Genomic DNA, 22,013 nt, shown 5'->3' with positions numbered 1-22,013 from the left:
TACCTAAAGCATAAGCCACAAAAATAAAAAAAGAAGCCCTTGCGAGCTTCTTTTTAAAGTTCGAAATAAAAAGCCCGTGGTGTAAGGCTAATTTCTACAAGTGATCAATAACGATATCACGAGCCATTACAGTCTTGCGACCGTCAGCTTTCGCGCTATCAATGCCTTTAAGGCAGAGTTGCTCAATCGCTTTGCTCAAAACGTCGATCGTTTCAGCAGAAGTATTCATTCCGCCTTTTTCCTTGATCAATTTTTTTACTTTGCTAGTTACAACTAGTACTTCTGACATAGTCCTTAGCCTCCGTTTTCGCTTTTAAAAACATTAAGAGGTTTGCATAGCGCCTGGTCATTGACAAATTCTATTTTTCGCGCGGCGCATAACAAAGGCTTTTTTAACTAGCGAATGCCTGCCGACATAAAGAGTTGCGATTGTCCGTCGATAAATTTGTAAAGTTCCGCCTGTCTTTCTCCGGTTTCAAGGGGAGAAATCCACACGTACGTTTTCTGATCCAGTGGTTTCGTACACTCGATATCTAAAAAAGCCGGTGACCAGCAGCCTGAGTTCAAGTGTTCTACTGCGCCAATCATTTCGTGGCGAACGTGATGAGTATGCCCATAGATGACGCGTTTGACCTTCGTAATCGTACTCGTCATCGCCAAGATTCTTTCATTCGGCTCTTTATAACTGGAAACCAACGAAGTAACGGATTTGCTATAAAAGAGAAAAAACGGCAGCAAGATGAACATCGGAATAAATGCCCAGAAAAACGACAAATCATATACCTGCCGAACAAAAATCATCAGCTCAAAGATCAAAAAGAACGCGACACAAATCAAGAAAGCCCGGTCCAACCACAGCTCGCGGGCAAGCAAGAACGGATTGCTGGCCGCCGGAGCCACAAAAAGCTCTTTCATCTCGCGCACCATCCTCGGTTCGGCGTTTGAATTACGGGCAATGGCCTCAATACGGTCTTCAATCTTGAGTGGATTCCGGATGGGCGCCGCCAAGCGGTCTTTAAAGGATTGAATCAGGGTCATGATCGACCCAAAGAACCAAGTAAGGACCATGAAGGGCTGAGCGCGGGCCATGTAACGCAAAAAGACCATCACATAATCTGTAATACCCATGATGTAGTTTGAATCGACATGGGGATTAAAGAATCCCAAGCCGTTCATGATATACCGGCACGCGAGATTTCCAAACGGCAGCCTGAGCGAAACAAAGTTATATCCTTGCACATACGGGTTGATCGGGTCCTCACACATACAATAAGGATCGTACTGGTTTCCGTGTTCAATCAGGGTGTCTTCATTTGAAATATAAAACCATTCCACAAAGCGAACCTGATGTTGTTGTTCTTCCGTCAGATCCAATGCGTGACGAACTTCTTGCTGAACTTCCGGAAAGTGAAGCTCAAGATCGTGATTACCGATCACAAAGACTACACGATTTCCGCGACGGATGAACTCACGCAATGAACGCATAAAGATCGCATGGTCCTCAAGAATCACTTTGATTTTGAAACTAGAACGCTCAGCACGCGGATAAAGACCGCGTCTTTTTTCAAGACGGCTCACTCTAAAAATCGGCTCTTCAGGCAAACGCAGGACGCTATCAAAATCAAAAATATCGCCGTTCAAAACCAACTCGACGATTTCGCCTTTGGCTTTGTTTTCTATTTCCTGCAGAAAATTTGTGAAGATATCGTCGAAAAAAAACTGCTTGGTCTTAAACTTTTTCCAGAGGGGAAACTTGGGATTAATAGGCTCGGCCTCGCACAGATGCAGGTCGCTAATAATGGCTGTGTATTTTGCGCTTTTGAAGCTTGGAGAAGTTTCGCCGTTCATTATTTAATTTTGACCTAGAATCATTCCTTTGCAAAGGGCCAAATTTAAGTCATTATTTCGCGAGGACGAGGGAGTTCATGATTCAAACACCGGTTGCAATCGTAGGAATGGCTAGAAGTGGGGAAAGTGCCGAGCGCTTTTTGTTGGCTCGCGGCCTGAAGCGTGAGGACGTTCTGACCTTTGATCAAAAAGCTCCCGCTCAATTTAAAGATCCCCAAACTTTGATGTCCCAAGGAAGACCAAAAACACTCGTGGTTTCTCCAGGGGTCCCGCTAAAGTCTTCTTGGATTATTGAAGCCCAAAAGTCCGGGGTGGTAATCACAAGCGAAATCAATCTTGCCTGCGAAGTTCTTGCAGATGAAAAAGTTATTGGCGTGACAGGCTCTCTAGGTAAAAGTACGACAGTTTCACTTTTGGGCGCCGGTCTTGCTGCCTTTGATAAAAACGCTTTTGTAGGTGGCAACCTTGGCACTCCATTCTGTGATTATGCTTTAGGAGTCCTCACCGGAAAACGGCCGCGGGCTCAATGGATCGTGCTTGAGCTTTCCAGTTATCAGCTTGAAAATTGTAAGGATCTCAAGCTCGATCACTCAGCAATTACCTTTTTGTCGGCAAACCATATGGAAAGATACGACTCCCTTAAAGATTACTATCTTACCAAGTGGCATATGATTGATCAGACATCAGGAGCTATGTTTCTCAATAAAAACGGGGGTGATCTTGTCAGCTTCGCAGAAAAGCAACCGGAGTTCTCTCGTTGTGTGATTGTTTCCCGTCAGGACAAGGCCTTAATGCCTCATGCGCTTTCTCAAAGTGCCCTGCTAGGGTCCCATAATCAGGATAACTTAGCTTTGGCTTCGCAAATTGCGTTGCATTGCCATTGGCCTATTTCTGCCATTCAAGGAATGAAAGGTTTTGAAGGACTTGAGCATCGTCTTGAAAACGTCGGCATCTTTGATGGCGTTCGTTACATTAACGACAGCAAAGCAACAGCTCTTGATAGTGTGATCACAGCGGCCGAAGTGGCGCATGAATACTTAGCTCCGAATGGACGCTTGCACCTTTTAATCGGTGGGCGTGATAAAAATCTTCCTTGGGAAGAGATTTCTGAAATCGGAATCTTGCCAAGAACCTATTTCTCCTTTTTCGGGGAAGGGCGCGCAGTGGCTCAAAGCAAATCTGGCCTGCCAGGTCCTCAATTTGCAACCCTTGGCGAGGCATTGAATGATGTTTTTTCTCACGTTCAAAGTAATGACATTGTTTTACTAAGTCCCGGCGGAACAAGCCTGGACGAGTTTAAAAGCTTCGAAGATCGCGGCCGTGTTTTTAAAGAAATGGTAAAGGGCTTCTATTCTAGTAAGAAGTAAAGTTTAGAACTGAAACTGTGTCGGTATCGACTGGAACGACTTTAGAGAAAACTTTCTCCGATGCGCCGACGATCACAGTTTCTTGGGTGCCGTAAGGCGCATTGAAGATCACAAAACCACCGCCAGCAACTCCCTGGCGACCATCAACAACTCTTCCTGCAGCATCAAAGTAAATAATTGTCGCCGGTGAATCTTTGTCTTGGCCCGCAAGATAAGCTTCAAATCTTTCTTCACCAAAGAAACCAATGATGGTTCCTGTTTGTGGAGTCTCATTCGCTTTTGCAATTGTTTTAAGTTCAGCGAGCCACTCAGGATTAATCATTGGTAAGTGAATGAAAGAATCTTGATCGTTATAGAAATAATTTGCGCTCACGTAAGCTGCCGGTGCTTCAGTATAGATCATGCTCATACGAGAAACTTGCGGTAGTACAATCGATGCGGAGCCCTCATTAATTTGCAGTGGCTCAGATAAGCTTTGCAGATTTGCTACTAAAGAAACGGGCTCACCACTAAACGCATCAAACGCGCGAACGCGAACCGGTTCTGTGTGTAAAGTGCTTTGAATATCGCCAATAGCAACACTGCCAGCTTCAACTTCAACATTTTGGTGACCAAAATAAGAATCACCTCTTTGCGCGAGCAGGGCATGAAAGCCCTCACCAAGGTCGACAAAAGCATACAATCCGCTAGAGCTTGTTGAAGTCAGCTTCGGATCTGGAATGAGAAACTCATTAAAGTAAATCGCTTTGGCTTCTGGATCGGTTTCGGAAATTACTGTCACTCCTGAAAGCGGTTTGCCATCAAGAGTCGCTGTACCCCAAACGATCGAGCTATCTTTAAGACGGCTATGAACCATGTTCTTCTGATCTGCAACGATGGTTTTCAAAGCCTCCATCATCGAATTCGGGAACATAGAAATACCAAAAGATTTTTCACCTGCAACCATGATCTTGCTTGCTGGCATATAGTCTTCAGCTTCAGCACGAACAATCGTCGTTGAGTTCTTAGAAACATTATCCAAACTGATTTCGCCCTTTTGGTTCACAACAACTTGGTTTTGACCACCGAATGTTGTGACATAGGGAGGGGCCGCTGTTTTCTTAGTATTTGGATAGTAGTAAGAGACTTTTCCTGTCCAAGTCGGGCTCGGAGAGATTTCAAGACGCGGACCATAGATCAAACGGCCTTCACCCACTTGAAGCTTGCTCAAGCGAATGCTACCCTCACCAAGAACAATGCCGGATTTATCAAGCAGTCTTGCAACTATGGCGCCGGTCGCCTCATCGATATCGATGCTGTAAGAGCCTTTCATTAGATCAACTTGACCCATTTCACGAAAGACGCCCTCATCACTGCGACGAATTTCGATGTGATGCTCATTGGTAACCGCAAGTCCTTGAGTCAATTCAATCGGACCTGTCACGCGTTTTGCCGCCATCATGTTTTGCGGACGCTCTTCTTGCACAGCAGGAGCTTTACCCAAAGCTGCCGGCTCACGCACGATATTTTTCAACCACTGCGGTCCTTCGTTTTCTTGAACAGCTTGAGCGCTCGTTTTGTAAACGCCGGAAGTGTTCAGAGCAACAGTCTCAACACTCTTATGAATAGTGAATCCTTCGAGCGCACGTTTTTGCGTCAGCACGTAAGGACCTTGCACGCCCACCTCGTTCAAGCCAACACCGATTGGCTGCTTTGTTTTTTTCTCGAGATCATTCCACTCATTATCTTGAGATTCGAAATGACTATCCATATAGGCAATGTGCGGAGGAAGTTTTTTGTTCGCTTTAATCGTAAGGGTTTTATAAATAGGAACGAACTTCAATTTTCCCGCGGTCACAGGAAGAATCGAAACGAGTGCGAACATAAGAGTAGGCAGAACTAGCGCCTTACCAATCAAACTATAAACCCCTGTCAAATATCCATATTTGACTATTCTTTAATGATATTTAGTAGGGCTTGAAATCGTCAATGATGTTGCGGTTGTCGCGACTTTGGACAAGAGCTTTTTGGATGTCTTTTGCGATTTTTTCAGCACGAGCGTCATCGCGCTCGACGATCTGATAGACGCCTTCTTTATCGCGGATCTCGACCACGACTTCGATCTGGATGTCGTAAGGGCGGCGGTCGCCAAGGATCGTAACATGCGTCGTGAGGCGCTCACGAGCCGTTTTCATCTGATCGTCGGAATTTCCTTTACGATCGTAGTACTTAGAGAGGAGTTCACGGCCGTTTTCACTCGTCAAACGAGGTTGGCCAATGACGGAAACAACGGCCTTGCGGGTATCGCTCACGTTTAATGGCGTCTCACGCAAATAGACTCCGCTGGTTTGACAACCCGCGAAGACTAAAAGCGATAGCAACGACGATACCCAGACCTTTTTCATGGATTACTTCTTAGCCTTCGCCCAATCATCCATAAACATCTTAATACCTTTGTCTGTAAGCGGATGATGAGTCATTTGCTGCATAACTTTGAATGGAATGGTCGCGATATCAGCGCCCATTTCAGCCGCGATTTGGATATGCATCGGGCTACGCACACTTGCTACGAGAACTTCAGTATCAAAGTCGTAGTTTTGGTACATTTGAATAACCTGATTAACCATCTGCATGCCTTCGACACCAATATCATCAAGACGACCTACGAACGGAGAAACCATTGTCGCGCCAGCTTTAGCAGCTAGCAACGCTTGCATTGGCGAGAACACTAACGTGACGTTGGTCTTGATGCCTTCAGCTTTTAATTTCTTAACAGCAATCATGCCGTCTTCGCACATAGGAATTTTCACAACAACATTGCTGGCAAGCTTCGCAAGCTCCAAGCCTTCGCGAACCATCTCATCCGCTTTCAGGCTGATAACCTCTGCGGAAACGGGACCAGAAACTTCTTTGCAAATTTCTTTAATAACGGTGAAGAAATCCTTTCCAGATTTAGCAATCAAAGATGGATTAGTTGTTACACCATCTACCCAACCACGCAGGTTAGCTTGTCTGATTTCTTCGATTTCAGCCGTGTCGATAAAGAACTTCATAGTCTCCTCCAATTCCCTTTTTTGTACGTCTGCTGATATTAAAAAGCAACCAAGCTTTTGCCTTGCATGAAAAACTCAGCATCCATAGCAGGAAAGGTCAAAGAAGTGATTTCACTCAGCGTTTTCTGAATAATCGGGTGTTCAAACTGCGTCCATGCTTCGGAAGCACAGCGAACAATAAGGAAGTCCGTATGGAGGCTCGGGTGTGGCAAGGTGAGCTGCGGTGACAAAACCACCAAGTCATCGTAAGACAGGAGGTTCAATGATGCCTTTTTGTCTTTCACGTACTGCTTGAAATACCACAGAAGCTCGTCCACTTCGCAATCCGTCGCTAAGCGCACGACCGCTTCAATATTTGCATTGAGGTCCACACGGCTATTGCTGAGGTAGCGCTTATAAACGGATGAAACGGCGGTAATTTCGCCGATCTTCCCCATTTCAGTGACGAGACTTTGCGCAACGGGAGTGCCGCCGACTAAGTCAGTAACAATGTGAACCAACGTCTGGTGATTGAAAACTTTCATCAGCCATTATTGTAAAGAACATCGCGCATGCTGTAGAAGCCTTTTTTCTTCGAACACAACCATTGGGCGGCTTCCACCGCACCACGAGCAAAAACAGCTCGATTTAAGGCCATATGCTCAAACACAATATGCTCTTCTTCGGCCATCGCGTGAATTTTGTGGATTCCGAAAATGCCACCACCACGAATAGAAAGGGGGGCAGGCAGTTTGCGGCCAACGGCTTTTTCGAGGCTTTCTTGTAAACTCTTTGCTGTTCCGCTGGGTGCATCTTTTTTACGATTGTGGTGAAACTCTTCGATTTGGAAATCAAAGTTGCTGATACGAGAAAAAACCTTCAGCGCTTCCGTCACAACCGCAACGCCTAAACTCATATTTGAGGCCCAAAGCACCGGAATATTCTTCGCAGCTCGCTTCAAAGCCGCCTGATCAGCAGGAGTCAGCCCTGTTGTTCCAGAAACTACCGGTGTTTTATTTTTCGAAGCAACCGTTAAAAGTTTTTTCAAAAGCTCCGGGCTTGAGAAATCAATCCAGATGTCGACTTCTTTTGCCTCTGGACAACTTGGTGTAGCGCGCGTGTAGGCAAATTCAGCCAAAGAAGCTGATCTGCAAACCGCAAGATGAAGTTCGAGATCCGGTTTTGTTTTCAAAATCTCAGTGATCTCTTGTCCCATGCGGCCACTGGCGCCGACCAATCCCACTTTCAACTTCTGCTTCATTCTAGATAACTCCCAGGGATTTCATTTCTTGCTTCATTTTTTGCGCAAGGTCTTCAGACATCTGAACGAGTGGCAAGCGCAACTCAGGGGACTTAATCAAGCCCATAAAATATAGGGCCATCTTCACCGGAATTGGATTTGCTTCAACAAATAGGTGATTGATCAAAGCCATATGCTTTTTCAAGTCTGCATTCGCTTCGTCATATTTTCCGCTCTTAACAAGCTTCTTCCAGTTCAGCATCTCGCGAGGGATGACATGACTTGCGACCGAGATTACGCCATGGCCACCGGCTTGCAAGAAATCGACATAAGTACCGTCATCACCAGACAGCATCACAAACTCAGGGCTTGTTTTACGAATAATCTCAGAGGCAAATTCAATATTCCCGGAAGCCTCTTTAATGCCAATAATATTTTGAACCTGGCTCAGTTCGCGAATGCTATCCGCAGACAATGCTGTAATCGTGCGACCTGGAACATTATATAAAATCACAGGAATGCTGACAGACTTCGCTACCTCTGAGAAGTGCTGAACCAATCCGCGCTGCGGTGGTTTGTTGTAATAAGGAACAACGACCAAAACCGCATCAGCACCTAATGCTTCGGCTTTCTCAGAGGCCTCTTCTGTTTTTGCCGTGCTGTTAGAGCCCGTTCCCATAATGAGCGGAAACTGTGGGCCTACGACAGAACGTGCTGCTTTAAAAATCTCTTCGACCTCTTTGTCAGTCAAAGTTGGGCTCTCGGCCGTTGTGCCGTTAATCACAAAGCCTTCGACACCGTTTTGAATTTGATGACGAATGAGCTTTTCCAGCGAGGCAAAGTCAACGGCGCCGTTGCTGAAAGGGGTGATAAGAGCTGTTATTGTAGATTTGAAGTTTTTCATCCGACCACCTCATAGAAATATTGGAACTCCATCACGAAGACCGCTTCACCGGTCATCAATGGATGGTTTCCCTCTTCAGGAAATTGCACAAATAAAATTCCGCCCGGCATATGGACATCAATATTGCGAACTTTGGATTTCATAAACTCGACATAGGCGGCCGCAACGGCACCTGTTCCACAAGCTTGAGTGTAGTCCTCAACTCCGCGCTCAAAGGTCACCGCTTTGATCAAATTATCTTTCTCACGCACATAGAAAGTGACATTCGCACCTTCCGCACCAAGGTCTTTATGATGACGAGCTTTGCGGGCCATCTCTTTTAAGTCCGCAGCGTGCTTGTAGTTCGCAAGCTGCATTACCAAATGTGGAACGCCTGAATTCACATAAGAAAATGTATGGGGATGTCCATCAATTTCAAGCGTCTTAAACTCCTGATAACTTTTCACCGGAGGCATCAAGACTCGAACACGCTCATCGCCTAGAACTTGTGCGACCACTTGGCCGGCACCGGTTTTAAACTTATAAGTACCGGTCACGGCCGCACTCAGGTATTCATTCACATACAAAGCCGAGCAGCGAGCCGCGTTGCCACACATATCAGCCGTTGAACCATCGGCATTGTAGAAGTCCCAGGTGTAGTCATTGCCATCCACACCATCTTGCAGAAACAAGACACCATCAGCACTGACGCCAAGAGTTCTGTCGCAAATCATTTTAACAAATGGAACGCGCTTAATACGCAGTTTGCTTTCAATATCGAGCCAAGTCGATCTGCTTGTGGCATCAACCAAAACAAACGTGTTTCCAGCACCAGACATTTTCACAAGGGGAATTGGCAAGAAAGCCATTCACATCACCTTTTCTGATAATTTTTCTTTTCGTCTTTTTTGTTGAGAACAGGCTCACCAATCCCAATGGATGGTGGCTCCAGTGGCGGCAAAGGTTTCCCTTTCACCCCGCAGGCGGTGATTCCAAAAACAATGATTGTTGCTAAAAGTGCTTTATTCATTGGTTCCATTTGTGCTTTTTGCAGCGGCCTCAACTTCGGCTACTCTACGACAGAGATTCACGTCTGTCATATACTGTCTGTAAAGAGTTGCCGACATGTTTTTACATTCTTTGATGTACTTTTGTGCCAGCGGTGGCCTGTCCGAGCCGCTTGCAACGCGCCATTGCCAATAATGGAGCTCTGGATACTTCTCGTCGAGCTTTTGCAAGGCCGCGATCATGTCTTTGGCACGAGCGGGACTCTTTTCATAGAAAGCGAGCTCTATTTCAAGCGCCTGCCAGAACTTAGCCAAAGTGGATTTTTTTGCATCGAAAAGGTCACGGGTCTTTTTATACTCTTCCCACTGGTTCAAACACCCTTGGGCCTGGGCTTGCAAGAGAATCAGGTTTTCATCAAAAGGATCCTGCAGACGCTCTTTGGAGATGTTCTCCAAGCCACCTGAACAATCACCTTTGATCAAAATCATTCTTTGCATTTCATTAAACAGAGTCAGGTTATCGCTTTCGATCCTAACAGCCTCATTCATTTTCTGAAGCGCTTGACCTGGATCCGTTCGGCGTAGAGAGAGGGCCAGCTCATAAGCCTGTTGGGCGCGATCGGAATAAAATAAGTAAGACACCTGTTGCAAAGCTTTTTTCAGCTCCGTCGTGTCTCCTTTGCGAGCATTTTCCTGCTTGATAGCATTAACGAGGATATTGATCGCCTGAGAGCGGTCTTTTTGCAGACTTAGATTATAAGCTTTTTCGATAATATCTTTGGAGGTCTCCGCTTTTTTAGACTTGTTCTCAGCGGAAACTGAAATAGAACCCTGAAAAAAGAAAAGAGCCGCACAAAATAGTGCAGCTCTTCTTACTGAAATCAAATTCATTAGTTTTTAACGAAAGATTTCAACTCAACAGTCACTTGACCGAATTGGCTCGGTTGGATTGTTTTCAACATACCAGAAAGTGGGATGAGTTGTGGGTTGATCCAAGCGTTAGTTTCTTGGTTAGTATCTTTGTCTTTGATACGTGCGTGGATGCAATCGAAAGAGCCAGCTGGAACAGTGATGTGGTCTTCAACAACTTCAACGATTTCTACGTTTTGTTTTGGAATTTGTTGGTCTTGACCGTTAACAACCATTCTTTTGATTTCGCCAGTATTTGGATCCAAAAGCATTTGAGCTTTTTGTTTTCCAGCGAAGCCCATGTCCATATCTTGATCCAACCAGTAACCATCAGCAGCGATTTGTCTCATAGTCATAACCATAGAGCCTTTGATGAAGCCCATGTCCAATGTGTATGAGTTTGAATCGCCAACTTTCCAGTCCAAACCTTGAGTGTGAGCTTGGTCCATGATGGCAGCTTGTTGAATATTTCTTACTACGTCGAAAACTGATGGAGCAGCGTGAGCTTGAACAGTTACTGCCAAACCAAGAGCCGCGATGATTGCTTTAAACATTGATGTCCTCCTTGAACTAGTTGTTTAAGGATTACAATCAGATCATGTTCAGAAACGGAGTCAAGTTTGAGAGGCTAATCTCTCAAACTATTCACAAGAACTTGACGCGGCTTGCTGCCGTTGGCCGGCCCCACAACGCCCTCTTTTTCGAAAATTTCAATAATTCTCGCAGCTCGAGGATAGCCAAGGCGGAACTTCCTTTGTATGAGCGACGCGCTGACTTCTTTTTGGTCCGCAGCCCAAGAAAGAATTTCGTCATAGCGTTCGTCGTACTCTTGATCATCAAAACCGTCGCCACTCGCGCCGGCGAAATCTCCATCACCACCACCGCCACCTGCGAAACCATCAAGTGCTTTCATCGCGAGCGGATCAAATTCTGGTTCTGCTTGATCTGACCAGAATTTTGCAACGCCGTTGATTTCCTGATCTTTCAAGAATGGACCATGGTGACGCATTGGTTTTGCTACACCCGGAGCGAGGAAGAGCATGTCACCATTTGCAAGCAAACGTTCCGCCCCCATCTCATCCAAAATAATTCGCGAATCCATTTTTCCGGCAACTTTGAAACTGATACGGCCAGGAATATTTGTCTTAATCAAACCGGTCACAACTTCTTTGCGCGGCGATTGCATTGCAAGCATCAAGTGAATACCGCACGCACGAGCCATTTGCGCGAGGCGGATGATCGTCTGTTCCACATTCACTTTGTCAACCGCCATCAAGTCCGCGAACTCTTCCACCACGATGACGATGTACGGCTGCGGAGTGTAGTAGTACTGTTCCAGTTTTGCGATGCCTTGATTTTCAAGTTCTTCATTAAATTTCTGATGCTCAGCGATTTTATCAGCCGGCATGTTCGCAACCATCTCGTTGAATTCTTCGAGCTTACGCGCGCCGAACTTCGACATCGATTTGTTGCGCTTTTCCATTTCTTTCACAGCCCAACGAAGTGCCGACACGGCTTTCTTCGGATCCGTCACCGGCGGCATGATCAAGTGAGGCACTTGCGAGAACGCCGCCAAATCCACTTGTTTTGGATCGACCAAAATCAGACGCAAAGTTTTAGGGGAGTGCTTAAACAACATTCCTGTAATCGAAGAAACAGTGAATACCGATTTACCAGAACCCGTCGTGCCGGCAACAAGCAAGTGCGGCATCTTGCGAAGATCAACGATCTTCGGGTCACCATTGGCTTGCTTACCCAAAGCAATCGGTAGCTTCAAATCTTCAGACCAGAATGTATCTTCAGCCAACATGTCTTTCAGATACACGGTCTCACGTTGTGCATTCGATGTTTCAATACCAACCACATCGCGGCCCGGGATCGGAGCAATGATCCGCAAAGACTCACTGCTGAGGGCCAACGACAAGTCGTCGGCAAGCTCGGTGATCTTACTGAGCTTCACATCGGCATTCGGTTTAAATTCGAACATGGTAACCGCAGGCCCCGGTTTTACGGCAACGATTTGGCCTTCGACATTGAATTGCTTCAACTTATCCACAAGCAAATCCGCTTTTCTGCGAATTTCTTTCTCGTCGACCTTAATGCGTGTTGCAGGAGGGTCTTCGAGTAAAGAAAGCTTCGGCATCTGCCAGTTGGCGACTTTTTGAGGAACACGTGCCTTCAGAACGACTTTACGCTTCGCTGGCGCTTTTGACACCGGAATCTCGTTGTCCTCATCGCTCTCGTCCGCATCATCGACTTCCTCGTCCTCTTCTTCTTCCTCGAGACGAAGTTGCTTAGCGGCAGATAAATCCGGAATAGGTGACGACTTTTCCTCAGACTTTTCCACAAACTCTTCGCCCTTCATGCTGAAGAAACCCTTGCTGGCGGCAGGTTCTGTGGATTTCTTGGCTTTTTTCTTAGGCGTAGAGGATATAAACATTTTTTGGATGCGGGCGATTACGCCCCACTCAGAAAAAGCTTCCCAAACCTCGACAGGCAGGCGAACAAGCTCCTTCACGGTTTTTTCTGAATAGAACACCACGAGCACCGCAGAAAGACTCCAAAGAACCACCTGAACGCCCGCGTAGTTAAACGCGCGCAAAAGGGCCTGGGACACGCCTAAACCCAAAAGGCCGCCGAGATAGATCTGGTTCGCAAAAATCTTCTTATCTGGCATGTACAGAGACAACAGGCTCGATAAGTTGATGATAAGTAACAAGCCCCAAATAAAGCGAATGTTCTTCAGATCCACGTCCTCGCGACGGAAACCCGCATACGCGAGCTTTAAAAAGCCCGCCACCAAAAGCCACGAGGTCAGGCCGAAAAATTGAAAAAGAAGGTCCGAAAGAAAGCTCCCCACGATTCCGCAATGATTCGTTGCTTTTAGCCCTTGTCCCAGAGAGTTGAGAGAAGGATCCATCGGGTTAAAACCAGCAAGCGCCAGACCCAAGAAGCAGGCAAGTCCAAGAAAAGAGATGGCGAGAATGTCATGACGGAATTTTTTTAAAATGAGGTTCATTACAAAAATTTACAGGACATATTACAATAGGGAAAGCTTTGGGGAGCTGGCCTTGACCTAAGGATATGGTCTGGGTACATAGAGTCACGACAAGGGTCTGGAACATGCTAAAAAGTCAGCTTAAACTAAATGAAATTTTCTATAGTATTCAGGGTGAAACCACTTACGTAGGCAACCCAACGGTCTTTGTCAGAACCACTGCGTGCAATCTTCGCTGCACTTATTGCGACACCAAATATTCTTACTACGAAGGTGAGAATCAGTCTCTCGATGACATCATCAAGGAAATTAAATCGCACAAAACAAAATATGTTTGCATCACCGGCGGTGAACCGTTGCTGCAAAAGCCCGTGCACACCTTGATGAAAACTTTGTGCGACGACAACCATATTGTTTCGCTAGAAACCAGCGGCTCAAAGAGCATTGAGCACGTGGACTCACGAGTGAAAGTCATTCTCGATGTGAAAACTCCCGACAGTGGCGCTGCAGATTCTTTCTTGATGGACAATCTCCGCTTCGCTGCTCCTAGCACGGAATTCAAGTTTGTCATTTGTTCTGAAAAAGACTTCGAGTGGTCAGAAGAATTCTGTCGTCAACATGATTTATTTGAAAAATATGTGGTTTTATACAGCCCATCATACGGCCAAATTGCTGAACGCTGGTTGGCAGAAACTATTTTGCAAAAAAATTCATCTGCGAGGTTGCAATTGCAACTGCATAAGTATATTTGGTCTCCTGAAAAACGCGGAGTTTAGTCAAAAGCCGGCTTTAGTTTTCCGGGCTTGTGATATCAGCAAATTACACTTTGAATAATTGGGAGTTCCATGACGCCGAACCTGAACAGTTCAGACAATCTTTTTGTTGCAAATCTTCAATCTGTAAGCCTCGAGAAGCTTGTAAAAAGCAAACTCGAAGTTTTGTTTGCTCAACAAAAAGAAGCGCAAGTAGAACTCAATGGCCTTTACAACGTCGTTATCGAACAAGTTGAAAAACCTTTGCTGGAGCTAGCACTCCGCGCCTACAACGGTAACCAAGTTAAAACCGCTCAAATGCTAGGCATCAATCGCAACACTTTGAAAAAGAAAATCGACAATTACAAAATTCGTGTTAAGAAAAATAACTAAGAGAACGTCCTGACTTTTCATCAGCGGGCCATCCTTGGCTAACTACTATGAGTGTCCCGCACTGTCGTTCTAGAATTTTCGGTAATACCGTGTCTCAGGAGGGGTTATGAGCGCACGTATCCCGCCTCAGCATCTGGAGGCTGAACAGTCGATTATTGGCGGCTTGATGTTAGATCAAGAGGCCTTCGACCAAGTCGCAGACTTGATCGATACAGACGACTTCTACAAGCCCGCAAATCAAAAGATTTATCAGGCTATTAAAGATCTCCACGGCAAAAGCCAACCGATCGATATCATCACTGTCACTAACTTGCTTCAATCTCGCGATGAGCTTGAAACATCCGGTGGTCCTGAATATCTCGTGAGTCTTTTGGATAAAACAATTTCAGCAGCTAACATTCAAACTCACGCCGAGATCGTGCGTGAAAAGTCTTTGCTTCGCCGTTTGATCGCAACCAGCAACGGCTTGATCGAGCGTGCTTACAATCAGGACTACGCCGATATTGAAAGTTTGATCGACCAAGCCGAAGCCGAAGTTTTGAAAGTCGGCGAAAACAAGGCCAAGCAAGGTCTTGTCGGCTCTATGGAGATCGTTAAATCTTCTATCGAAAAAATCGAAGAACTCTTTAAGCGCAAAGCGGACATCACAGGTCTTGCGACAGGTTTTAAAGGGATGGATGACATGACTGCCGGTCTTCATCCAGGCGAATTAACGATTATTGCCGCTCGTCCTTCCATGGGTAAAACCGCATTCAGCTTGAACATCGCTCAGCACGCAGCCCTTCGCATGAAGAAGACTGTAGCTTACTTCTCTCTCGAGATGGGTAAAGAGTCGATGATGATGCGTCTTCTTTCTGCGGAGGCAAAAGTCGGTATGGGTGAAATCCGTACCGGTCGTATTCAAGATTCTTCTTGGCCAAAGTTGATCAGCGCTGCTGGTACTTTGAGTGAAGCAAACTTGTTCATTGATGATACTCCGGGCGTAAGCCCCTTCGAGATCCGTGCACGTTGCCGTCGTTTGAAGGCACAACACGGTCTAGATCTCGTCATGATTGACTACTTGCAGTTGATGGATTTGAAACAAAAAGTGGAAAGCCGCGAGCGCGCGGTTTCTGAGATTTCAAAAGCCCTGAAGGTTCTTGCTAAAGAATTACAGATTCCTGTCATCGCACTTGCGCAGTTGAATCGTGGTGTAGAGGGTCGTTCAGATCGTCGTCCAATGCTTTCAGATCTTCGTGAATCCGGATCGATCGAGCAAGATGCCGACGTTATCATGATGCTTTATCGTGATGACTACTACGACAAGGATGATCCAGATAAGCAAGGTCACGCCGAAGTGATCATCGGTAAGCAACGTAACGGTGCCACGGGTACTGTTAAGCTCCGTTTCGATGCGAAGTTCTCACGCTTCCGCGATCCAGATCCAGAACCGGTGGGTCCAATGACAATGGCGCCGCCTCCACAGGCTCCGCCACCAATGCCAGGTAAACCGCGTAACTTCGCTCCTGGTGCTGGAACATAATCAGAAAAAAGAATCAGTAAAAGAAGAAGAGGCGTTTGTAACGCCTCTTCTTCTTTCGTGGGTTTTATTGTTTCAGTTTTAAATCTGGATTTGCACAAGTTCCCGGAACCGCTCCTCCTCCGTAGTTAGGCACTTTATCAAAGTGCTTAGCGAAATAGTTTCGAGCTTCACTCTTATGCATTACGTAGTCGACTCCTTGGTAACAAAACATAGGACATTTTTGTTGTCCTTCGTCCCTTGAACCAGGAGGGCAAATCGCGACAGAGCTCATAGGTACATGTCCGCGACCGCCGGGGATGTATAACCAATCCGCGCTATCCTGATCATCTTCGTCTTCTTTGTTTTTCGCTTGGTCATCGCCACCGCAGTTACCGCCGCTCATAGCGCCGTCGTCGCCAGGAACATCGTCTGCAGTGCCGAGAACTCCATCATCGCCTGCGGAGCGCCCGTCAGCCCCGGATTTAAGAGCCATCGCAGATGCATCAGAATTGAAGCCCACCTTTGAGCAGTTTTGAAATAGAGCCATCATTATGATGAAGCTGCCTGTAATGAGATATTTCACACATCCCCCTTGTGTATGTTTTCTTTCATTGCACAGGTGGTGCCACGGTCCTTGGCCTCTACAAACGTTCCCGCTGTGATCCGCCTGTCGATGCAAACACTCGTTTTGGCGCATAAGTGTGGAAGTAGCTGAATCCGCTCGGAAAAGGCTCTCTGGCTAGGAGTTAGACGATTTTAGATTCCATAAACACGTTGCTCCCATGCGGACATACTGGGACCAGACCTTGGACTAAATCAATTTAAGTCACCACCATTTGGTTGAGTTCCGACTAACCGATTGGTGCAATGATTTTGTCATGAAGACAAACCCACAAAGCATGGAGGCTAACATGGGTAATGCACTTCTTGAGATGGTCATTCTTGCGACCGGACTCCCAGAAGGGGAGATTCGCCGCGAGCTTCAGACACTCATGCAGCAACACGGTAAAACAGCTGAAACTCTCACTACTGAAGACTTGCGCGAGATCATGGCCGAGTACCTTCAAGACGTCCTCTTGGCAGCCAAAGAGCGCCATTCGTAATTCCGGCAAGAGTGCTTTAAAACAAAAAAGCCGCTCAAGGATGAACGGCTTTTTCGTTAATAGCACTGAGATCTCTTCTACTATTTGCGTGTAAGCTGAAGGCACGTTACATCATAGCCAAGCTGCACGAACAATCCGACGCCCATCTTTGCTTCGATCGGGGTTCCATCGTTAGCTAAAGTCAGCTTCACTTTTGCCTTAGCGATATCGTTACTAGATTGCGCAGTGAAAGTGTTGCCATCAATGCGAATCTCGTCATTTTTCATATCAACATAACCGTATTCGTTTTTACCGTTTTTTGTCCAAGTAAACTGAATAGTCGTTCTTTCGTAGATAGCTTCGTTTTGTTTAATGCGGAGGCCGCAATTGCTACCATCTTTCGTGTGGCCAGTGTAATCACCCTTGCTCAGCGAACTCGCCGCCATGGCACTAAAACCTGTTAATACAGTCATTACAGAAACTAAAACTTGTTTTTTCATAGGCACGTCCCTTGCGAAAAAGATTATGGAATGGTCACAAACCTACTGAGCAAACTCGAGGCCGCAGCCTATTAAAATAAAAGTTCCTCTCGGCCATTTTTAAGTGTCTTCCCTCTAGACAGAAAGGAAATATCTTCCTGATCCCACTGTTTCCTGAAAAGCAAAAAGGCCGCCATCATGGCAGCCCCTCCGCAATTATTTTTTATCGATAGATCTTAGTCGCCGATTTCCAAAACCATATTCGTATCTGGAATTTCAACTTCATAGCGTGGGTTATTAGGAACCACCGCTGAAAACGAAAGCATCACTTGGCCTTCAGAATCAGGGCCCGTGAAACCCTCGTCTGTATTTGTGAATTCACCTTGTCCGAAAGTCAGTGTGCAATCATAAACAGTCGCATCCTTCACTGATTTTGAATCGTCTGTCGTTACATCACATGAGATGTATGTGTACTTGAGGCTGCCAACAGTGCCCGTATTTTCTTCTTTCAACTGGAAGTAGCCATTTAAAAGGGCGTCTGAAATAAGCTTCGGCAAAGCGTACTCTTCCGGAGCTTCGCTACCGTCGGAATATGTCACCGTGAAAAGGTTTGCGTTTTTAATAACCGTTTCAAGAATTTCAGCTTCTTGTTTCGATACTGCATGCGCGGACATAGAGAAAAGCACTGTAAGTGCGACGATAAGGTGTTTCATAAGTCTCCTGTGTAAATACATTCCGTTTAGGGGGAACACCTGGTAACACAGGCAAATTAAGAAGAAACTGGATTTCTATCTTTCTGTAAACATTTCTTGTTGAGTGATTCAAATAATAAAAGGGATCCTGTTTCCAGAATCCCTTTCAAGATTTTCTCTTTGTAAGGCGGGCGATTAAGCGCGCTCTACGTTGATCATGATCTTAGCTTCAGCGCCTTCACCCATGCGGATGACAGCTTTGTGCTGGCCAAGAACCTTGATCGGCTCTTCCAAGTGGATATCACGGCGGTCTACAGAGTGACCTGCTTTATCCAACTCTTTAGAGATGTCAGTCGTAGTCACTGTACCGAAGAGTTTGTCGTTCTCACCAGCTGCAACTTTGAAGTTCACAGTTGTGCCGTTGATTTTCGCCAAGACAGCTTGTCTTTCAGCGATCGCTTTTTTCTTCTTCGCATCAGCAACGCGCTTCAAGTGTTCCCACTCTTTTACGCGTTTTTCAGTAGCTTCAGCAGCCAACTTTCTTGGGAACAAGAAGTTGCGTGCGAAACCTTCAGATACGTTAACGAGATCGCCAACTTTACCCACATCTTTTACGTCTTTTGAAAGAATAACTTTCATTTGATCCTCACTATTTCTAGTTTTTCCCAGAAGCCAGTCTCATTTTTTTGAGACGCTTTCTGAAATCAACCCAGTAATCAATCAAACCAATTGCACACACTGCTGGGAACAATTGGCCGACTAGTAATAAATAAGTCACAGCTCTTAGCAAAGCACCGGCTCTGAAAGATCTGAGACTTACCTCAATTATTGCCAAACCCTGGAAGAAATAAAGCACCGTACATACGTTGACGATATTCAATCCAAGAATCTCTAACGCCTTCACGTTGAAATTCTCCATTGTCAGAAGGAAGGCTATCATCGCAACCCAGATCACAAAATCTGGAAGGCGAAATTCCAACAATTTGAGTTGAGAAGCCACTCTTTCCCGCGGAAGATCCAACCAGGAAAAAACTCTTTTCTCAAACATCAACCCAACACCTAGGGCCACTACCAAGATAGTGACGATCGCTGATGGGATGAGCTGGACCAGAAGACCGGCATCTAATTGCAGACCAGGATTCATCGCTACGATCTTGTCGTTGATGAACTGTTCTACAAGGGTCTTAGCCGCAGCAAGATCATGCACTCCAACTTTACCGAGATTAATCACTGCCGCCGTTGCAAAAAACAACAGACCAGAGACAATCCCAATGAGGGCGGAGGCTGTCCATCGAAGGCCCTTTCTCTCCAATTCCATGTAAACCCCTAAAGTCATCCAAATAGAGCCTACAAAGAGTGCGAGAGCCGGAGCATCGATAAACCAGAAGAAGGCCGCCACTGCGACACCCAAGAGCCAATAAGTAAGCGCGCCGTAAGTAATTCGTAGTACGCGCATGAGAGGAGCCCCAAAAACCACCGTCAGTAATGATAACAAAACTGAAATCGAAAAAATGGCCAGGAATTTTCGGGGCGAGTGTTTAACTCTCATCTTAAAGACCCTCGAGTTTCGTCAGAGACTACTTCTTCTCAAAACGATCGCCGCGATCACCACGATCACCGCGTTCGCCACGCTCTGGACGGTCACCGCGATCGCCGCGCTCACCACGTTCAGAGTTAGCTGCTGCAAAAGCCGCTTTACGAGCTGCGATTTTTGCTTCGCGCTCTTTTTCACGTGCTGCAGATTCAGCCAAACCTTTTTTGAAGGTTTCAGCGTGCTTCGCCAAAGCTGTACGCTCGTCAAGACGAGTGTGCATGAAGCGAAGTACTTTTTCGTTGATGCGCATAGTACGCTCAAGCTCGTTGATCGCTTGAGTGTCTGCTTCGAAGTAAGAATGGAAGAAAATAGCTTTCTTCAACTTACCAATAGGGTTAGCAAGCGTGCGTTTGCCCCAAGTTTCCAATGAGAACACAGAACCTTTGTAGGTTTCGATAGTAGCTTTATTTTTTCTGAAAAGCTCTTTTTGTTCGTCAACGGTCGCGTCTGGGTGAACGACAACGATTACTTCATAAGGACGTTTTACAGTCGCTTTAGATGTTTCCATTTCGATCCTTTCGGTTTATAGCCCCTGACCCAATGTCAGGAGCAAGGATGACTTTCTTAACTGAGTTCGATGGTTTAGCACGCCCAAAGGATAAGCACAAGCGGGGAGTGTTGAAGGTTTTCGAAAAGCTCCTTACAATAATTACATGGTACTATTCATAGAGGCTCTCGATGGGCCCCATCAGGGCTCACGATACAAGGTAGAAGACGGCCACAAGATCGGCCGCAACCGCGGAGAGATCGTCATCAACGACGAGAAAATCTCCGGCGAGCATGCTCGTTTTGAGGTCGATAATAAGGGTCAGTACGTTTTAATTGATTTAGACTCCTCAAATGGCATCTTGCTGTCGAACCGGCGGGTGAAACGCGTCTCTATGTTGCCAGGCGTCACGTTCCGTTTAGGTAGAACAAATTTCCGCGTTCTTACGGTGGAAACTCCAAAGGCTGAAGAGTTTGCCCGGGTCCGTTCTTGGCGGGAAAACCTCGTGGAAAAACTTCCTAGCGACTGGATTCAAAACAAACTGGTCGAAGGGAAAGGCCTGCCTTTTTCGCCAACTTTGAAACTTCGCTTTGTTCAGGGCATTCAAGCCGATGAAACTTTGCACTTGGGTTATGGGCCGCGAATTGCCGGGGCAAACTCGCTGGATATAGACCTGCGGGATCCTGAAGCTCCGGACCTTGCTTTTGAAATCGTCCCCGGCGATGGTCTGGCCAAAATTAAAAACCTCTGCAGGAATAAGTTAAGTCTCAACAATCAACCCGTTGAAACCGAAACTCTTCAAGATGGGGATCTCATTCGCATTGGCGGAACCCTGATCAAGGTCACGTATATTTAAAGGCTGTTTCTCATGACAATGATTGAAAAAGAAAGTGGCGTCTTTGAAAGCTTCGACAAGACTCCGATTTACTACGAAGTTCGTGGTGAAGGGGAGCCGTTGATTCTGATCTATGGAATTGCCTGCCTCATGAATCACTGGCACTTCCAAATGGAGCATTTCTCAAAGCACTACAAAGTGATTACTTTCGATATTCGTGGTCATCATAAGAGCCAGCCCCTCGGAAATCCGCAGAATTTGAAAGTCTCGGATCTTGTCGATGATATCGTGGGACTCATGGATCATCTGCAAATTTCAAAAGCGCACTTTGCCGGTCACAGCTTCGGCGCGCCTTTATTGCTAGAGCTTTTCCGTGTTGCTCCTGAGCGTATTGGCTCAATGACATACATCAACGGATTTTCTAAGAATCCTATCAAGGGCATGTTCGGTCTCGATGTCGTAGAGCCTTTTTATTATTTTGTGAAAGCTCAATATGAAAAGTCTCCGGATCTGTGGACAACCTTGTGGAGAATGGCTGTAGATAATCCTTTCTCGATGTTCCTTGCTGGCGCTGCTGGTGGCTTCAATCTGAAGCTCACTCATTTCAAAGATATCGAAGTGTATGCTCGCGGAGTTGCTCACATGGATCTCCGCACTTTCTTGGTTTTATTCGAAGAGCTCATGAAATTCGACGGCGAGCTCATTCTTCCAACAGTGAATGTGCCGACGTTGATCATCTCTGGCGAACGCGACAATGTGACTCCTCAGAAGTTCCAGCAAGAGTTCCATCATAAGATTGCCGGCAGTGAGTTTGTGGTTGTGCCTTATGGCTCTCACTGCACTCAGCTTGATTTTCCGGATTACATCAATATGAAGATGGACGCCTTTCTTAAAAAATACGAGCTTTAAGGCCGAATTTTCTACGACCATCTCGC

The 22,013-nt window shown here is 46.1% G+C and carries 26 protein-coding genes; 7 read left to right on the top strand and 19 right to left on the bottom strand.

Annotated features, from left to right (window positions below; all coding sequences use genetic code 11):
* Positions 1-94: 94 nt before the first annotated feature.
* Both JSU04_02395 and JSU04_02390 read right to left on the bottom strand, forming a co-directional pair.
* A complete protein-coding gene (locus JSU04_02395; protein MBS1969126.1) occupies positions 95-289 on the bottom strand; it encodes a hypothetical protein in 195 nt (64 codons plus the stop codon).
* A 107-nt stretch (positions 290-396) separates the two neighbouring features.
* On the bottom strand, positions 397-1,848 hold the full coding sequence (locus JSU04_02390; protein MBS1969125.1) for a metallophosphoesterase: 1,452 nt from the start codon (positions 1,846-1,848) through the stop codon (positions 397-399).
* A gap of 107 nt (positions 1,849-1,955) precedes the next feature.
* On the opposite strand from JSU04_02390, the gene murD reads away from it, so the two are divergent.
* Positions 1,956-3,215 (top strand): UDP-N-acetylmuramoyl-L-alanine--D-glutamate ligase, encoded by a 1,260-nt coding sequence (murD, locus tag JSU04_02385; GenBank protein ID MBS1969124.1) that lies wholly within the window; start codon positions 1,956-1,958, stop codon positions 3,213-3,215.
* Here the strand turns inward: murD and JSU04_02380 are convergent.
* The 11 genes from JSU04_02380 to JSU04_02330 all read right to left on the bottom strand — a co-directional run bounded on the left by JSU04_02380 (position 3,202) and on the right by JSU04_02330 (position 13,284).
* A complete protein-coding gene (locus tag JSU04_02380; protein MBS1969123.1) occupies positions 3,202-5,079 on the bottom strand; it encodes a hypothetical protein in 1,878 nt (625 codons plus the stop codon). The two genes, murD and JSU04_02380, sit on opposite strands and share 14 nt — an antisense overlap.
* Before the next feature lie 82 nt (positions 5,080-5,161).
* Complete coding sequence (locus JSU04_02375) at positions 5,162-5,599, bottom strand: hypothetical protein (GenBank protein ID MBS1969122.1); 438 nt, start codon at positions 5,597-5,599, stop codon at positions 5,162-5,164.
* Between the two features lie 3 nt (positions 5,600-5,602).
* Positions 5,603-6,247, bottom strand: a complete 645-nt coding sequence (gene fsa, locus JSU04_02370) for a fructose-6-phosphate aldolase (protein ID MBS1969121.1) — start codon at positions 6,245-6,247, stop codon at positions 5,603-5,605.
* A 38-nt stretch (positions 6,248-6,285) separates the two neighbouring features.
* Complete coding sequence (locus JSU04_02365) at positions 6,286-6,771, bottom strand: hypothetical protein (protein MBS1969120.1); 486 nt, start codon at positions 6,769-6,771, stop codon at positions 6,286-6,288.
* Positions 6,771-7,487, bottom strand: coding sequence for a 4-hydroxy-tetrahydrodipicolinate reductase (dapB, locus tag JSU04_02360; GenBank protein MBS1969119.1), 717 nt, complete (start codon positions 7,485-7,487; stop codon positions 6,771-6,773). The genes JSU04_02365 and dapB overlap by 1 nt, the downstream gene beginning before the upstream one ends.
* Before the next feature lies 1 nt (position 7,488).
* Positions 7,489-8,370, bottom strand: a complete 882-nt coding sequence (locus tag JSU04_02355; protein MBS1969118.1) for a 4-hydroxy-tetrahydrodipicolinate synthase — start codon at positions 8,368-8,370, stop codon at positions 7,489-7,491.
* The gene (locus tag JSU04_02350; protein ID MBS1969117.1) at positions 8,367-9,218 is read right to left on the bottom strand and encodes a diaminopimelate epimerase; all 852 of its coding nucleotides are present in this window, start codon (positions 9,216-9,218) and stop codon (positions 8,367-8,369) included. The genes JSU04_02355 and JSU04_02350 overlap by 4 nt, the downstream gene beginning before the upstream one ends.
* Before the next feature lie 5 nt (positions 9,219-9,223).
* Complete coding sequence (locus tag JSU04_02345; GenBank protein MBS1969116.1) at positions 9,224-9,379, bottom strand: hypothetical protein; 156 nt, start codon at positions 9,377-9,379, stop codon at positions 9,224-9,226.
* Entirely contained in the window at positions 9,372-10,238 is an 867-nt protein-coding gene (locus tag JSU04_02340) for a hypothetical protein (protein ID MBS1969115.1), read from the bottom strand. Before JSU04_02340 ends, JSU04_02345 begins: the two co-directional genes overlap by 8 nt.
* A gap of 8 nt (positions 10,239-10,246) precedes the next feature.
* Positions 10,247-10,819, bottom strand: a complete 573-nt coding sequence (locus JSU04_02335) for a hypothetical protein (GenBank protein MBS1969114.1) — start codon at positions 10,817-10,819, stop codon at positions 10,247-10,249.
* Between the two features lie 74 nt (positions 10,820-10,893).
* The gene (locus JSU04_02330) at positions 10,894-13,284 is read right to left on the bottom strand and encodes a DNA translocase FtsK 4TM domain-containing protein (protein MBS1969113.1); all 2,391 of its coding nucleotides are present in this window, start codon (positions 13,282-13,284) and stop codon (positions 10,894-10,896) included.
* 104 nt (positions 13,285-13,388) lie between these two features.
* Between JSU04_02330 and JSU04_02325 the strand changes: the two genes are divergently transcribed.
* The 3 genes from JSU04_02325 (at position 13,389) to dnaB (ending at position 15,930) form a co-directional block, all read left to right on the top strand.
* Positions 13,389-14,039, top strand: a complete 651-nt coding sequence (locus JSU04_02325) for a radical SAM protein (GenBank protein ID MBS1969112.1) — start codon at positions 13,389-13,391, stop codon at positions 14,037-14,039.
* A gap of 69 nt (positions 14,040-14,108) precedes the next feature.
* Positions 14,109-14,408 carry a site-specific DNA inversion stimulation factor gene (locus tag JSU04_02320; protein MBS1969111.1) on the top strand — a complete coding sequence of 100 codons (300 nt, stop codon included), beginning with the start codon at positions 14,109-14,111 and terminating at the stop codon, positions 14,406-14,408.
* 106 nt (positions 14,409-14,514) lie between these two features.
* Positions 14,515-15,930, top strand: coding sequence for a replicative DNA helicase (dnaB, locus tag JSU04_02315; protein MBS1969110.1), 1,416 nt, complete (start codon positions 14,515-14,517; stop codon positions 15,928-15,930).
* A 64-nt stretch (positions 15,931-15,994) separates the two neighbouring features.
* On the opposite strand, the gene JSU04_02310 is transcribed toward dnaB, so the two are convergent.
* Entirely contained in the window at positions 15,995-16,492 is a 498-nt protein-coding gene (locus JSU04_02310; GenBank protein ID MBS1969109.1) for a hypothetical protein, read from the bottom strand.
* A gap of 328 nt (positions 16,493-16,820) precedes the next feature.
* Here JSU04_02310 and JSU04_02305 point away from each other — a divergent pair, with 328 nt between their 5' ends.
* Positions 16,821-17,012, top strand: coding sequence for a hypothetical protein (locus JSU04_02305; GenBank protein MBS1969108.1), 192 nt, complete (start codon positions 16,821-16,823; stop codon positions 17,010-17,012).
* Between the two features lie 80 nt (positions 17,013-17,092).
* Here JSU04_02305 and JSU04_02300 read toward each other — a convergent pair whose 3' ends face one another.
* The 5 genes from JSU04_02300 to rpsF all read right to left on the bottom strand — a co-directional run bounded on the left by JSU04_02300 (position 17,093) and on the right by rpsF (position 20,264).
* A complete protein-coding gene (locus JSU04_02300) occupies positions 17,093-17,491 on the bottom strand; it encodes a hypothetical protein (GenBank protein ID MBS1969107.1) in 399 nt (132 codons plus the stop codon).
* A gap of 215 nt (positions 17,492-17,706) precedes the next feature.
* Positions 17,707-18,183, bottom strand: coding sequence for a hypothetical protein (locus JSU04_02295; GenBank protein MBS1969106.1), 477 nt, complete (start codon positions 18,181-18,183; stop codon positions 17,707-17,709).
* Between the two features lie 174 nt (positions 18,184-18,357).
* Entirely contained in the window at positions 18,358-18,801 is a 444-nt protein-coding gene (locus tag JSU04_02290; protein MBS1969105.1) for a 50S ribosomal protein L9, read from the bottom strand.
* Between the two features lie 16 nt (positions 18,802-18,817).
* A complete protein-coding gene (locus JSU04_02285; GenBank protein MBS1969104.1) occupies positions 18,818-19,711 on the bottom strand; it encodes a DUF2232 domain-containing protein in 894 nt (297 codons plus the stop codon).
* A gap of 28 nt (positions 19,712-19,739) precedes the next feature.
* The gene (rpsF, locus tag JSU04_02280; protein MBS1969103.1) at positions 19,740-20,264 is read right to left on the bottom strand and encodes a 30S ribosomal protein S6; all 525 of its coding nucleotides are present in this window, start codon (positions 20,262-20,264) and stop codon (positions 19,740-19,742) included.
* A 145-nt stretch (positions 20,265-20,409) separates the two neighbouring features.
* On the opposite strand from rpsF, the gene JSU04_02275 reads away from it, so the two are divergent.
* Positions 20,410-21,099 carry an FHA domain-containing protein gene (locus JSU04_02275; protein ID MBS1969102.1) on the top strand — a complete coding sequence of 230 codons (690 nt, stop codon included), beginning with the start codon at positions 20,410-20,412 and terminating at the stop codon, positions 21,097-21,099.
* Between the two features lie 12 nt (positions 21,100-21,111).
* Positions 21,112-21,987 (top strand): alpha/beta hydrolase, encoded by an 876-nt coding sequence (locus tag JSU04_02270; protein ID MBS1969101.1) that lies wholly within the window; start codon positions 21,112-21,114, stop codon positions 21,985-21,987.
* The last annotated feature ends 26 nt before the right edge of the window (positions 21,988-22,013 follow it).

The organism is Bdellovibrionales bacterium, from assembly GCA_018266295.1.
In the GTDB taxonomy this organism is placed as follows: Bacteria; Bdellovibrionota; Bdellovibrionia; order Bdellovibrionales; family Bdellovibrionaceae; genus JACMRP01.
The sequence above is the reverse complement of the archived record's forward strand: the minus strand, read 5'-3'. Positions and strand labels throughout refer to the sequence as shown.